Raw genomic sequence first — 14,425 nt, 5'->3', positions numbered from 1 at the left:
AGATGGGCAGGAAGCTTTGCACGACGTTGGCTGCCGCCCTGGTATTGACGGGTAGCGCGGGAGCCATGGCGGCCAATGACGGCCAGGTCCGGGTCGACCAGTTGCTCGGCTCGGACCCCGAGTACCAGGAAACCTGGCAGGACGCACTCAAAGGCGAGGAACGCCTGCCCGACTGGGTGATCAACCTCACGGGCAGCGCCGAGCAACAGATGTCGGCGGTGACTGAAGATGGCGACAAGTACCTGGTCGGCCCGCTGTGCGAATCCCAGGAAAACTGCACCTACAAACGCCTGATCGTGGCGTTCAGTTGGGACAAGGACGATGCCTACGGGATGCTCGTTGAAGTACCCGAGGGCTTGCCCAGTGACAAGTCGCCCACCCGCCACGCGCAGTACCGTTGGCTGGGTAAACCGGACGAAGGCATGAAGTCGATGTTGCAGGAGCAACTCAAGCGCGATCCGAAGTGGTATTGAGCGTCACCGACGAGCGGTCGCGCGCTGTCATGTAATAGAAGCGGAACCTTTCTATCTTTCACGCTTCTATGATGCGCCGCCCCGAGGAGGGGCGACACATGACCAAGGGGCCGGGCTGTTCTGATTGTTGCAGGATCGGAGTGGCCTAGGGGTACAGGGAGTGCCTCCAGGATTGGGCCGGGTCAGGAAAAGGCAGAATCGGAAGCTTCAGGCCAGGCGTGTTTCACGCCATGGCAATCAGGCCTGGCTTCCGAGGCGCCATCTCTTTTTCGTGTCGTACTTTTCCCTTTTTGCTGTCAGGACACATTTTGTCTTGACCGTACATCAACTTTTTTTCGAACGTGCGTTCAGTTAAACAAGTGCCATTTTGGCCATTCGGATTGTCGAACAAGCCATCTTCAACCCCCTTCCTACCCTGCCAAATCTGCCTAAAAATGGCGGTTTGGTCTTGTTCGGGATTCCGAACGTTATAAATCAATGACTTGCAAACGCCTCATTTTGACGCAGATCAGTATGCGTAATCGGTATGGGGTATACGCTTCCGGCATTAGATTTCATCCTTTCCCATCGCAATAGTTGCCGCCTTTTCGCTGGCCCGAGCGCCCTGTCGCTCGCTCGCGGTGTCCTTACATGAGGTCTCCGGACGGAAGCTGTATGCTGCCCGTGACGTTGCCAACGGCTCTGTTACGCGCTTTTCCGGTCGGTGCCCGTGACCACTAGAACAAAGGGTAAAGACATGAAGAAGGCAAAACTGAGCCTCGCCTGGCAGATCGTCATCGGTCTGGTCCTGGGCGTTGCAATCGGCGCGCTGCTGAACCACTTCAGTGCGGAAAAGGCATGGTGGATCAGCAACGTTCTCCAGCCCGCCGGTGACATCTTCATTCGCCTGATCAAGATGATCGTCGTCCCGATCGTGATTTCGTCGCTGATCGTGGGCATCGCCGGGGTTGGCGACGCGAAGAAACTGGGCAGTATCGGTCTGAAGACCATCGTTTATTTCGAGGTGGTGACCACCATCGCCATCGTTGTCGGCCTGGTGATGGCCAACCTGTTCCACCCGGGCGCCGGCATCGACATGAGCACCCTGGGTACCGTCGACATCTCCAAGTACCAGGCCACTGCGGCCGAAGTGCAGCATGAGCATGCCTTCATCGAGACGTTGCTCAACCTGATCCCGTCGAACATCTTCGCGGCGCTGATGCGTGGCGAAATGCTGCCGATCATCTTCTTCTCGGTATTGTTCGGCCTCGGTCTGTCGAGCCTGCAGGCCGACCTGCGCGAACCGCTGGTGCGTACCTTCCAGGGCGTGTCGGAGACCATGTTCAAGGTCACCCACATGATCATGAACTACGCCCCGATCGGCGTTTTCGCCCTGATCGCCGTGACCGTCGCCAACTTCGGCTTCAGCTCGCTGCTGCCGCTGGCCAAGCTGGTGCTGCTGGTGTACTTCGCCATCGCCTTCTTCGCCTTCATGGTGCTGGGCCTGGTGGCACGCCTGTTCGGCTTCTCGGTGATCAAGATCATGCGCATCATGAAAGATGAGCTGATCCTCGCCTACTCCACCTCCAGCTCCGAGACCGTGCTGCCGCGCGTGATCGAGAAGATGGAGAAGTACGGTGCGCCGAAGTCGATCTGCTCGTTCGTGGTACCGACCGGCTACTCGTTCAACCTCGACGGTTCGACCCTGTACCAGAGCATCGCGGCGATCTTCATCGCCCAGCTGTACGGCATCGACCTGTCCTGGAGCCAGCAGCTGCTGCTGGTGCTGACCTTGATGGTCACCTCCAAAGGTATCGCCGGTGTGCCAGGCGTATCGTTCGTGGTCCTGCTGGCGACCCTGGGCAGCGTAGGCATCCCGCTGGAAGGCCTGGCCTTCATCGCCGGTGTCGACCGCATCATGGACATGGCGCGTACCGCCCTGAACGTGATCGGCAACGCCCTGGCCGCTCTGGTGATCGCACGTTGGGAAGGCATGTACGACGCCGCCAAGGGCGAGCAGTACTATGCCTCGCTGATGGCGGGCAAGCAGGAAGCGGCCGTGGTTGGCGAGCACGCCAAGCGCTGAGCCTGATGGACTGAACTAAAGAGCCCCGACTTGTCGGGGCTTTTTGTTGTCTGTAAGGGCCCTATCGCCGGCAAGCCGGCTCCCACAGGTAACCCCGCTGAACCTCAGAGCGGTGCCATACCTTGTGGGAGCCGGCTTGCCGGCGATGAGGCCGGTACAGACTAAACCAGTTATCATTCAGGCATTTTTCAGGGGGAACACACGGATGCTCAACGGCCTTTGGCTCGGCTTTTTCCTGGTAGCGGCCGTCTGCGCCCTGACCCAATGGCTGGTCGGTGGCAACGCCGATATCTTCGCCGCGATGGTCGAGAGCATCTTCGCCATGGCCAAGCTGTCGGTGGAGGTCATGGTCCTGCTGTTCGGCACCCTGACCCTGTGGCTGGGCTTTCTCAAGATTGCCGAAAAAGCCGGCATCGTCGAATGGCTGGCCAAGGTGCTGGGCCCGTTGTTCGCACGGCTGATGCCCGAGGTGCCGCCCGGCCACCCTGCCCTGGGGCTGATCACCATGAACTTCGCGGCCAATGGCCTGGGCCTGGACAACGCCGCCACGCCGATTGGCCTGAAGGCCATGCGCGCCCTGCAGGAGCTCAACCCCAGCAGCACCACGGCGAGCAATGCGCAAATCCTGTTCCTGGTGCTCAACGCTTCGTCCCTGACCTTGCTGCCGGTGACCATCTTCATGTACCGGGCGCAGCAAGGCGCCACCGACCCCACCCTGGTGTTCCTGCCCATCCTGTTGGCCACCAGCGTGTCGACCCTGGTCGGCCTGCTGTCGGTGGCGGTCATGCAGCGCTTGCGCCTGTGGGACCCGGTGGTGCTCGCCTACATGATTCCGGGTGCGCTGCTGCTGGGCGGTTTCATGGCGTTCCTTGGCACCCTGTCGGCAGCCGCGCTGGCCAGTCTGTCGTCGATCCTCGGCAACCTCACCCTGTTTGGCGTGATCACCCTGTTCCTGGTGATCGGCGCACTGAGGGGAGTGAAGGTGTATGAAGCCTTCGTCGAAGGGGCCAAGGAAGGTTTCGACGTGGCCAAGAGCCTGCTGCCCTACCTGGTGGCGATGCTGGTGGCAGTCGGCGTACTGCGGGCCTCCGGGGCCCTGGAGCTGGCGCTGGACGGCATTCGCCACGCCGTGAACTGGCTGGGCATGGACACACGTTTCGTCGAGGGCCTGCCGACGGCCCTGGTCAAGCCGTTCTCCGGCAGTGCCGCGCGCGCGATGTTGATCGAGACCATGCAGACCCACGGCGTGGACAGCTTCCCGGCGCTGGTGGCTGCGACCATCCAGGGCAGTACCGAAACCACCTTCTACGTACTGGCCGTCTACTTCGGTGCGGTAGGTATTCAGCGTGTGCGCCACGCCGTCGGCTGCGCCTTGCTGGCCGAGCTGTGCGGGGTGATTGCGGCCATCTGCATCTGCTACTGGTTCTTCGCCTGAGCCTGAGTGCCCTGGGCAACGGTCCAGTTGATTACCTGCCCGGCTAGCTGGTCGCTGGCCGCGCCAAAGCCTGAGACCACTGCAGCGACCTGCTGGTCGGTCAGCGGCTGGTGCACCTCGAAGCGCTTGCTGGCGAGAATGCGCTGGCTGCGCCCCTGCACCAGGCGCGCGTCATAACGGATCACCACCTCCAGCGTGCCGCCTGCGCGGTACTCGCTCTGGAACGCCTGCAATTCACCCACCAGCTCGTAATCGGCCTGCAGGTTGCTGTCGTCGGCGCTCAGGCGTTGTACACGCCCGTCACGCTGAAAACCGTCGAGCAGGCGGTTACGTACCAGCAACGGCGTTGGGTCGCTCCAGCGCGCACCTTTGTAGCTGCTGACCACGTCGCCCTGGGGAATCACGGCGATGCGCGGGCCGGCCAGCACCTCGCTGGCCAGCGGTTTGTTCAGGCGCAGTGACCAGTCCACCGGCGTGGCCTGGCGGCTGGCCTGGTTGACTGGCAGCCGGTAGAGATCCACAGGCTCGCCCTTGGGCAGGATCGAGCAGGCGGTGACCTGGCTCAGTGCAGCCGTCAGGGCCAGCAGGCGCAGCGACGGATTCATGGTTGGAACTCCTTGGTGTTGTCGCGGCCAAGCAGGTAGCCGCTCGGATCGGCCTCCAGGCGCCTGGAGATGCCCTTGAGCGAGTTGAGGGTCTCGCGCAGCTCGCGGATGGCCGGGGCCAGCTGGTTGAGCCCTTGCGCGCCGTCGTCGATCGACTGGCGGTTGTCCTGCAGCAAGCTGTTGATGGTTTCGGTGCTTTGCGCCAACGACTGCATGGCCTGCTGGGCACTGTCGACAGCCTGCTTGCCCTGGGTGCCGAGCAGGCCGTTGGCGTTGCGCATCAATGCCTGGGTCTCGGCCAGGGTGGCATTGGCCTGTTTGCCGACTTGCGCCAGTTGTTCGATGGCTACGCCGATACCGCCCTTCTGGTTGGCGAAGGCATCGGTGGTCTGCTCAAGGTTGGCCAGCGTGTTGCTCAGGCGCTCGATGTTGCTTTCCGAGAACATCGCGTTGGCGTTGTGCAGCAGCAGGTTGATGTTGGTCACCAGGTCGCTGCTGTCATTGAGCAGGCGCGAGATCGGCGATGGCGAGGCGACGATCACCGGCAGCTTGCCATTCTTGCTCTTGAGCTCCGGGCTTTGCGGGGTACCGCCGCTGAGCTGGATGAACGAGTTGCCGGTGACCCCAGCCAGGGTCAGCTTGGCCTGCGTGTCTTCCTTGACGGGAGTGTCGCCACTCAGGCGCACCCGGGCGAGCACACGGCGCGGGTCCTTGGGGTCCAGGCGCAGGCTGGTCACGTCGCCGACCTTGATGCCGTTGTATTGCACCGGGCTGCCACGGGACAGGCCCGAGACGGCCTCGTTGAAGATCACTTCATAGTCCTTGAACGCGTCGTCGACGCTGGACTTGGTCAGCCACAGACCGAACAGCATGGCACCGACGACCACCACGACGGTGACCAGGCCAATGAGAACGTGATGAGCTCGGGTTTCCATCGTTCAGCGCTCCTGCCCGGCGCTGGCGGCGGCGTGTTCGGCCGCGCGCCCGCGTGGGCCGTGAAAGTATTCGTGAATCCACGGGTCGTTGGTTTGCTCGACCTCGGCCAGGGGGCCGGCGACCAGCACTTTTTTCTGCGACAGCACGGCGACGCGGTCGGTGATCGTGTAGAGGGTGTCCAGGTCGTGGGTAATCAGGAACACGCTCAGGCCCAGGGCATCGCGCAAGGTCAGGATCAACTGGTCGAAGGCCGCGGCACCGATGGGGTCGAGGCCGGCGGTGGGTTCGTCGAGGAACAGGATATCCGGGTCCAGGGCCAGCGCACGGGCCAGGGCTGCGCGCTTGATCATGCCGCCGGACAGTGACGACGGATACTTGTCGGCAGCCGACAGCGGCAAACCTGCCAGGGCCAGCTTGACCCCGGCCAGGTGCTCGGCATCGTCGCGCGACAGGCCGGCATGCTCGATCAATGGCAAGGCCACGTTCTCGGTGACGGTCAAGGAGGAAAACAGCGCGCCTTTCTGGAACAGCACGCCGAACCGCCGCTCGACCTGCGAGCGCTGTTCGTCGCGCAAGCTGGCGAGGTCCTCGCCGAACACCTTGATCAGCCCTTCGTTCGGCCGCCGCAGGCCGATGATGCTGCGCAGCAGTACCGACTTGCCGCTGCCCGAACCGCCCACTACGGCGAGGATCTCGCCCCGGTAGAGGTCCAGGTCGAGCTGTTCGTGCACGCTCTGGCTGCCGAAGCGGTTGCAGATACCGCGCGCTTCGATGACTGCTTCGCGGCCGCTCACCAGCCCATCTCCATGCAGAACAGCGCGGCCACGGCATCCAGCACGATGACCACAAAGATCGATTGCACCACGGCGGAGGTGGTGTGGGCGCCCACTGACTCGGCGCTGCCGCTGACCTTGAAGCCTTCCAGGCAACCGATGGCGGCGATCAGGAAGGCGAAGAACGGCGCCTTGGCCAGGCCCACGAGGAAGTGCTGCACGCCGATGTCGCTCTGCAGCAACGAGAGGAACATCGCCGGCGAAATGTCCAAGGTCAGGGCGCAGACTACCGCGCCGCCAACGATGCCGCAGATCATCGCGACGAAGGTCAGCAGAGGCAGTGAGATCAGCAGTGCCAGTACCCGTGGCACCACCAGCAGTTCCATGGGGTTCAGCCCAAGGGTGCGGATGGCGTCGATTTCTTCGTTGGCCTTCATCGAGCCGATCTGTGCGGTGAAGGCACTGGCAGTGCGGCCGGCCATGAGGATGGCGGTGAGCAGCACGGCGAATTCGCGCAGGAACGAAAACGCCACCAGGTCGACGGTGAAAACGGTCGCGCCGAACGCGGCCAGCACCGTGGCGCCGAGGAAGGCCACCACCGCGCCCACCAGAAAGGTCAGCAAGGCAACGATGGGGGCAGCGTCCAGGCCGGTCTGTTCGATGTGCGCGACCACCGGCGTGACGCGCCAGCGGTGGGGCTGGAACAGCCGGCGCACCAGGGTTTCCAGGATCAGGCCGACGAAGCCGAGCAACTGCAGGGAGTCCTGCCAGAGCGTGTCGACCGCACTGCCGATGCGCTCCAGCAGCAGAAGCAGCACATTGCGCTCGGGTGCCTTGACCGGGATGCAGTAGTCCTGCACCGAGCAGTAGACCGTTTTGAGCAGGGCGCGGCTGGCTTCTGGCAGGTCTTCGGTACAGTGCGACAGGCGCTCGGCGCCCAGCAGCTCGGCCAAGAGCGAGGCGCCGGCGGTGTCCAGGTTGCCCAGTTGGCTGAGGTCGGCGATGGCGTCGCTGGTGGATTGCGCGCGCAGCTGCTCGCTGTCGCGCCTGAGGCTGGCGTAGTGGGCCAGGGTCCAGTCACCGGCGATACGCAGGCAGGCTGGCTGGCAAGTGGTGTCCAGGGTGGCGCTGGGGGTGGTCATAGGCTCCATGCATCTGACTGCGCGCGGGGGGCGTAGAGGCTGATCATAGCGCAGCGAGTCTGTCTTGGCCCTATCGCTGGCAAGCCAGCTCCCACAGGTACCCCAGTGTTCTCAAGGGCAGCGAGATACCTGTGGGAGCTGGCTTGCCAGCGATGGGCTGCGAAGCAGCCCCTTTCCATTACCCCGCCGGTACGTCGTCGACCACCTCGAAGCGCAGCACCCCGATCACCTGACCATCCTCGGTCAGCACCCGCACCTGCCACTTGCCGACCGGGTTGGGCGGGAAGTTCTGCTTGTGGGTCCAGGCCCTATACCCTTCCTTGCGCCCGCCATGAATATCCAGGGCAATGCGGTCGACCTCCTGGCCGTCCTTCTGCCACACGTGATAGATGCGTTCGTTGAGCCCCCGCGGTGCATTGATGGCGGTATAGGCATACAAGCCGCTGCTGCGGATGCGGCTGGCGGCAATTTCATCCAGCGATTTGCCGGGCTGGCGATTCAACACTTCGGTACTCACCGCCACCTCGGTCATCCACAAGGTGGCGGGCGGCACCCAGGAGCGCAGCAGCCAGCCACCGCCACCGACGGCCAGGGTCACCAGCACCAGTGCCACGCCCCGGCGCCAGGTATTGACCGGGAAGCTGCTGACCAGGCTCGGGAACGACAGTGCCATCGCCGCGATCAACGCCAACTTGAAGCTTTGCGCAGTGGTCAGGTGCAAGATGATCGGCAGCGCGGTCAGCAGTGCCGCGAACAGGGTCAGGGTATGAAACGCCAGGAACAGCCAGCGCCGTGGGGCCAGCCACTTGTAGTACAGCGGGTCGATAATCGAGACCAGCCCGGCGGCGCCGAGCAGGCCGGTGAACAGCAGCTGCAGGCTGTTCCAGGTGGTGGTGATGAAGAAGAACGGCAGGACGAAGAACAGGCTTTCCTGGTGGATCATCTGCGTCGCGTAGCGCAGCAGCGGCTGCGGGATTTCGCGCTTGAAGGTGCGGGCGAACAGGCCGGTCAGGGTGTTCTCCAGCATCAGCCAGATCCAGCTGACCAGCATGAGGATGGCGACCCAGCTGGCCAGGCCGGCCTGGCGGTCGACCAGGATGAAGCTGCCGATGCCGGAGAGGAAGCCGCCGAGCGCGATGATGCCGGGGTAGCGTTTGAGCAGTTCGATGATGCGCTGGACTAGATGGGGAATTGGGGGCATTGGGGCTGCAACAAGTGTATGAAGTGGCTGCCCGCCCTATCGCCGGCAAGCCGGCTCCCACAGGCACCCCACAGTACTTGAGGACGGTGGGCTACCTGTGGGAGCCGGCTTGCCGGCGATAGGGCCGGTACTGGCAAAAGGATACCTCCGATCTACCGCTCCCGTGTAGCGCCACTCGGTCGATCAGGCGTATGGCGCCGCCAGCGCAGCAGCCCTGCCGCCAGAATAAGCCCCAACAGCAACGCCACCAGTCCATAAAGTTCGTCATACCCCAGAAACGGCTTCTCGATCCGCAGATAACCTTCATCCTTGAGCAGATTCTTCAGCGCCTCGTTGGCCTGCGCCAGGGTGACCTGGCGCAATTTGCGCACCGGGTTGGCGAAGCGCCCGTTGCTGTAGTCGTTCAGCGCCCCCCAGTAATAGTCGGCCAGCGCGCTGTTGCCCTGGGTGCTCCAGCTTTCCTTGGCAACGGCGGCATCCTTGATGCGGGCAAAGGTATCCGGATCGAGGCCTTCCTTGCGCAGGTGATCGAACAGTTGCTGCATCACCTTGACCGCCGCATCGACGTCGTCGCGCTCAAGGTCGGCATTGAAGCTGAGCATGCCACTGTCGCCGAAACTCTCGCGCTGCACCGACGGGCCATAGGACAGGCCGTTGCGCAGGCGCAGCTGGTCGTACAGGGCCCAGTCCAGGTAGCGCGAGAGCAGGTCGAGGGTCTGCTGGTGGTCGTTGTCCAGTACCGGTTCGATGAACAGCCAATGCAACTTGGCGCTGTCGCCCAGCAAGCCCCGGGTCAGATCACGACGTTGTTCGGCCTGCTGGCTGATGCTGTCGAGGTTGCGGCGCTCTTCCGGTTCGGTGGCCGGCAATTCGCCAAACGTGCGCTCCAGGTAGGCCGGCAGCACGCGATCGAGGCCGCCGACGACGATCAGGGTCATGTTGTTGGCGGCATACCAGCGATCGCGCAGGGCCTGCACCTGCTCCAGGGTCATGTCGTCGAGGTTGGAACGTTCGGGGCATTTCAGGCCCAGTTCGGTAGCCAGTTGGTCGCTGGCAGGGTGGCCGATGTCCTGGCGGTCGAGCCAGCGTTGCAGGTGGCCATAGTGGCCGCCATCCTCGCGTTCGATGATGCGCTTGGCGGTGGCCAGGCTCTTGGCGTCGATGCGGGTGTCGCGGATCACCGCCAGCAACAGGTCGAGCACCTTGCGCTGGTTGCGCGACGGGGCCTCGATGACAAAGGTGGTGTCGGCGCTGCTGGTGTAGGCATTCCACTCCCCGCCCAGCGCCTGCAGGCGCTCTTCCAGGCCGCCTTCGCCGGTTTCGTCGATACCGCTGAACAGCAGGTGTTCGAGCAAATGCGGCAGTTCTTTCTGCTCGCAGCCAAAGTCGTCCAGGCCAACCCCCACCACCAGGCGGATCGCCACATGGTCCCGTTCGTAGCCGGATTTGAGGATCACCTGCAAACCGTTTGGCAACAGGTAACCCTCGACCCGCGAACGATCGAGGGCAAGCGTGGGCAGGCTGCAGATCAGCAGGCAAACGAACATCAGGCAACGCATGGGCGAGCTTCGGTCTCCGGGTTTGCGAGGTCAGGGCAGGCGGGCTTCGTCCGGTACGGTGTCGAGCATCAGCCCGCCCGTGTCCGACCCACCCAGTACCACATAGGCACTGCTGCAGAACAAAGAGTTCAACCGCTTCATGTCGGCGATCAGCTCCAAGTGTAGCGAACTCGTCTCGATACTTTGCACCACCTTGCGTTGTAGGCGGCTGACATGGGCATGGGCCAGACGCCGCTCCTGGGCGCGGAAGCGGCGCTTTTCGCGCAATAGCAGGTGAGCGCTTTCGGGGTCGGCACTGAGGAACACCGACAGGCCCAGGCGCAGATTGGCCAGCAACTGCTCCTGCAGGCCGGTCAACTCCTCCAGACCCACCTGGGAGAACTCCCGGCGCTGGCTGGTCTTTTGCTGCTGAACCTTGCGCAGCATGCGCTCGATCAGGTCGCAGGCGAGCTTCAGGTTGATCGCCAGCTCGATGATCTCGGCCCAGCGCCGGTTGTCCTGGTCGCTGAGGTCTTCCCTGGGCATCTGGGCCAGATACAGTTTGATTGCGCTGTACAGGGCTTCGCCGTCCTCTACCAAGGCGCGAACCTGTTGAGGCAAGGCAGTCTGGGTGCCACGCAGGGCGCCGAGCATGGCTTCCAGCAAGCTGTCCACGATATCGCCCAGGCGCAGGGTTTCGCGGGCGGCGTTGGCCAGGGCCAGGCTGGGGGTGGTGAGTGCCGATGCGTCGAGGTGGCGTGGGCGCACCTGGCCGTTGCCGTTCTCGCGTTCGGGTAGCAGGGCGTTGCATAGGCGTCCCATGGGTTTCACCGTGGGCAGCATGATCAGGCAGCGCAAGGTGTTATAGAGCAGGTGGAAGCCGATCACCAGTTCCTGCGGGCTGAAGCTGAGCGAGTCCATCCACTCCACCAGCGGATGCAGCACCGGGATCATCAGAAGCAGCCCGATCAGTTTGTACAGCAGGCTGCCCAAGGCCACTCGCCGGCCTGCGGCGTTCTGCATGCTGGTGCTGATGAAGGCCAGCAAGCCGCTGCCAATGTTGGCGCCGACCACCAGGCCGATGGCCACCGGCAGGCTGATCACCTCGGCACCGGCCAGGGTCGCGGTCAGCAACACTGCGGCCAGGCTGGAGTAGGTGACCATGGCGAACAACGCGCCGACCAGGGCATCGAGCAAGATGTCGCCGGTCAGCGAGGCGAACAGTACTTTCACGCCTTGTGCATGGGTGATCGGTGCTGCGGCCTGCACGATCAGCTCGAGGGCGAGAATGATCAGGCCCAGGCCGATGGCCACCCGCCCGAGTTGGCCGGCGCGCGTCTGCTTGCGTGAAAGGAAGAAGATCACGCCAAGGAATACCAGCAGCGGCGACAGCCACGACAGGTCGAAGGTGAGCACGCGCGCCATGAGTGCCGTACCCACATCGGCACCCAGCATGATCGCCAGGGCCGGGGTCATGGCCATCAGGCCCTGGCCAACGAAGGACGTGACCAGCATGGCGGTGGCGTTGCTGCTCTGTACCACGGCGGTGACCACGATGCCGGCGATGAACGCCAGCGGTCGTCGGTTCATGTTCTGACTGAGTACTCGGCGCAGGTTGGAACCGAACACCCGCAGGATGCCGGTACGAACGATATGCGTGCCCCACACCAGCAATGCCACGGCGGAGAGCAGGTTGAGCAGGATCAGCATGGTCTAGCCCCCCTTATGATTCGGGCTCCAGAAGCAGAGCCAATGGGTGAAGCCGTGAGCCTGGCCCGGGGGTGGGTATTTTTATTCAGTGCTCACTCAAGCTTTAGTTGTTTTGCAGACCGCGCGCCAGCTTGGCACGCTCGGCAAGCATTTGAAATCTTTCCGTCATGAAACCGCGGACATGAAAAAAGGCCCCGGAGGGCCTTTTTTGCAGTGCTTCCTGAATCTATTGACCCGGAATGTCCTTGCGCAGTTTCACCGGATCATGTTCCTTGCCCGCTTTACGCGCCAGGGCGGTGCGCATGCGGATGTTGATCGCTTCAACGGCCAGGGAGAAGGCCATGGCGAAGTAGACGTAGCCCTTCGGCACGTGCACGTCGAAGGATTCGGCGATCAGCACGGTACCCACCACGATCAGGAACGACAGGGCGAGCATCTTCAGCGACGGGTGCTTGTCGATGAAATTGCTGATGGCGCCCGCGCACAGCATCATCACCAGCACCGCAACGACGATCGCCGCGATCATTACTGGAACATGGGAGACCATGCCCACCGCCGTGATCACCGAGTCCAGGGAGAACACGATGTCGATGATGGCGATCTGGATGATGGTGTAGAAGAATTTGCCACTCGCGCCTTTCGGCTCGTCGGCGCTTTCATCCTCGCCTTCCAGGCCGTGGTAGATCTCCTGGGAGCTTTTCCACAGCAGGAACAAGCCGCCGAAGAACAGGATCAGGTCGCGTCCGGAGATGCCCTGGCCGAAGACCACGAACAGGTCGGCGGTCAGGCGCATGACCCAGGTGATCGACAGCAGCAGCATGATGCGGGTGACCATCGCCAGCGCCAGGCCGAAGATCCGGGTGCGCGGCTGCATGTGCTTGGGCATGCGGCTGACCAGGATCGAGATCATGATGATGTTGTCGATACCAAGAACGATCTCAAGCGCTGTTAGGGTAAAAAAGGCAACCCAGATTTCCGGGCTGGTCAGCCATTCCATGTGTATTCCTTCGAACGGTAATGGCGAAACGCCCTTGAACGGGCGCCTCGCGTTGGGGCAATGCGGATTAGATTAAAGACTGCTGAACAGCGGGAAAATGCCCATCAGCAGCGCGGCGGCCATTATGCACAGGCAGACCAGCACTGCCCACTTGAGGGTGAAGCGCTGGTGATCGCCGAATTCGATACCTGCCAGGGCCACCAGCAGGTACGTGGAGGGTACCAGCGGGCTGAGCAGGTGTACCGGTTGCCCGACGATCGACGCACGGGCCATTTCCACCGGGCTGATCCCGTAGTGGCTGGCCGCTTCTGCCAGCACCGGCAGCACGCCGTAGTAGAACGCGTCGTTGGACATGAAGAAGGTGAACGGCATGCTCACGATGGCGGTAATCACCGCCAGGTAAGGGCCCAGGGCTTCGGGAATGACCGCCAGCAGGCTCTTGGACATGGCTTCGACCATGCCGGTGCCCGACAGGATGCCGGTGAAGATACCGGCGGCAAAGATCAGCCCGGTCACCGCCAGCACGCTGCCGGCATGGGCGGCGATACGGTCTTTCTGCTGTTGCAGGCAGGGGTAGTTGACGATCATGGCGATACTGAAGGCGATCATGAACAGCACCGGCAGTGGCAGCAGGCCGGCGATCAGCGCGACCATCAGCGCGGCGGTCAGGGCACCGTTGAACCACAGCAGCTTGGGGCGACGGGCTTCCGGGAACTGCGAAACGCTGATTTCGCTGTGGTCGATGTCATCGGTGGGCAGGTGCAGTTCACCCAGGCGGGCGCGTTCACGCTTGCCGTAGAGGTAGGCGATGCCCAGGATCGCCACGATGCCGAACAGCATGGCCGGAATCATCGGCACGAAGATGTCCGACGGGTCCACGTGCAGGGCGCTGGCGGCGCGGGCGGTTGGGCCGCCCCAAGGGGTCATGTTCATCACCCCGCCGGCCAGGATGATCAGGCCGGCCATGATCCGCGGGCTCATGCCCAGGCGGCTGTACAGCGGCAACATGGCGGCGCAACAGATCATGTAGGTGGTGGCGCCGTCACCGTCGAGCGAGACCACCAGGGCCAGCGCGGCGGTGCCGACGGAAACTTTCAGTGGGTCGCCCTTGACCAGCTTGAGGATCTTGCGCACGGCCGGGTCGAACAGGCCGGAGTCGATCATCAGGGCGAAATAGAGGATGGCGAACATCAGCATCACGCCGGTGGGCGCAAGCTTGCTGATGCCTTCGAGCATCATGGGGCCGATCTTGGCGGAAAAACCACCGAACAGGGCGAACAGGATCGGTACCAGGATCAGCGCGATCAAGGCCGACAGGCGCTTGGTCATGATCAGGTACATGAAGGTGATGACCATGGCAAAGCCGAGGAAGGTCAGCATGGCAATACTCCAGGCGTGGCGCGGCGAAAGGAATGGCTATTCGGGCGGATCAGCGCGTCGAGCGCTGCGCAGGGAGCAAGCGCAGGGGAGCTACGGAAGAGCGGGCACGGGAAAACATCGGAATCACCATTGTTGTTGTTGATTGGGCCGGGCGCGGAAAAATCCGGGTG

Annotated in this window: 12 protein-coding genes; 3 read left to right on the top strand and 9 right to left on the bottom strand. The window is 63.0% G+C overall.

The genetic code is table 11. From position 1 onward, the window contains the following. The first annotated feature begins 2 nt into the window (after positions 1 to 2). From ACIPZB_RS00120 to ACIPZB_RS00110, 3 genes are all read left to right on the top strand, one after another. Positions 3 to 473, top strand: a complete 471-nt coding sequence (locus ACIPZB_RS00120; protein WP_400638527.1) for an inhibitor of vertebrate lysozyme family protein — start codon at positions 3 to 5, stop codon at positions 471 to 473. Between the two features lie 736 nt (positions 474 to 1,209). Beyond that, entirely contained in the window at positions 1,210 to 2,538 is a 1,329-nt protein-coding gene (gene gltP / locus ACIPZB_RS00115; protein ID WP_008092057.1) for a glutamate/aspartate:proton symporter GltP, read from the top strand. A gap of 205 nt (positions 2,539 to 2,743) precedes the next feature. Then, a complete protein-coding gene (locus ACIPZB_RS00110) occupies positions 2,744 to 3,973 on the top strand; it encodes a nucleoside recognition domain-containing protein (protein WP_400638526.1) in 1,230 nt (409 codons plus the stop codon). Here ACIPZB_RS00110 and ACIPZB_RS00105 read toward each other — a convergent pair. The 9 genes from ACIPZB_RS00105 to ACIPZB_RS00065 form a co-directional block, all read right to left on the bottom strand. Next, on the bottom strand, positions 3,955 to 4,578 hold the full coding sequence (locus ACIPZB_RS00105; protein WP_400638525.1) for an ABC-type transport auxiliary lipoprotein family protein: 624 nt from the start codon (positions 4,576 to 4,578) through the stop codon (positions 3,955 to 3,957). The two genes, ACIPZB_RS00110 and ACIPZB_RS00105, sit on opposite strands and share 19 nt — an antisense overlap. Next, positions 4,575 to 5,513, bottom strand: coding sequence for an MlaD family protein (locus ACIPZB_RS00100; protein ID WP_400638524.1), 939 nt, complete (start codon positions 5,511 to 5,513; stop codon positions 4,575 to 4,577). Before ACIPZB_RS00100 ends, ACIPZB_RS00105 begins: the two co-directional genes overlap by 4 nt. A gap of 3 nt (positions 5,514 to 5,516) precedes the next feature. Beyond that, positions 5,517 to 6,308, bottom strand: a complete 792-nt coding sequence (locus tag ACIPZB_RS00095; RefSeq protein ID WP_008092049.1) for an ABC transporter ATP-binding protein — start codon at positions 6,306 to 6,308, stop codon at positions 5,517 to 5,519. Then, a complete protein-coding gene (locus ACIPZB_RS00090; protein ID WP_400638523.1) occupies positions 6,305 to 7,438 on the bottom strand; it encodes an ABC transporter permease in 1,134 nt (377 codons plus the stop codon). Before ACIPZB_RS00090 ends, ACIPZB_RS00095 begins: the two co-directional genes overlap by 4 nt. A gap of 169 nt (positions 7,439 to 7,607) precedes the next feature. Then, positions 7,608 to 8,630 (bottom strand): DUF5924 family protein, encoded by a 1,023-nt coding sequence (locus ACIPZB_RS00085; RefSeq protein ID WP_400638522.1) that lies wholly within the window; start codon positions 8,628 to 8,630, stop codon positions 7,608 to 7,610. A 152-nt stretch (positions 8,631 to 8,782) separates the two neighbouring features. After that, the gene (locus tag ACIPZB_RS00080) at positions 8,783 to 10,189 is read right to left on the bottom strand and encodes a M16 family metallopeptidase (protein WP_400638521.1); all 1,407 of its coding nucleotides are present in this window, start codon (positions 10,187 to 10,189) and stop codon (positions 8,783 to 8,785) included. Positions 10,190 to 10,219: 30 nt separating this feature from the next. After that, a complete protein-coding gene (locus tag ACIPZB_RS00075) occupies positions 10,220 to 11,878 on the bottom strand; it encodes a Na/Pi cotransporter family protein (protein ID WP_400638520.1) in 1,659 nt (552 codons plus the stop codon). Positions 11,879 to 12,104: 226 nt separating this feature from the next. Then, positions 12,105 to 12,875: a TerC family protein gene (locus ACIPZB_RS00070; protein ID WP_400638519.1), complete on the bottom strand. Its 771-nt coding sequence runs from the start codon at positions 12,873 to 12,875 to the stop codon at positions 12,105 to 12,107. Positions 12,876 to 12,947: 72 nt separating this feature from the next. Next, positions 12,948 to 14,255: a CitMHS family transporter gene (locus ACIPZB_RS00065; protein ID WP_008098374.1), complete on the bottom strand. Its 1,308-nt coding sequence runs from the start codon at positions 14,253 to 14,255 to the stop codon at positions 12,948 to 12,950. Positions 14,256 to 14,425: the final 170 nt, after the last annotated feature.

The sequence above is a fragment of the Pseudomonas sp. NPDC089396 genome (assembly GCF_044749545.1).
Taxonomy (GTDB): domain Bacteria; phylum Pseudomonadota; class Gammaproteobacteria; order Pseudomonadales; family Pseudomonadaceae; genus Aquipseudomonas.
Note: the sequence above shows the minus strand (reverse complement) of the source record. Positions and strands in the feature narration are given on the sequence as shown.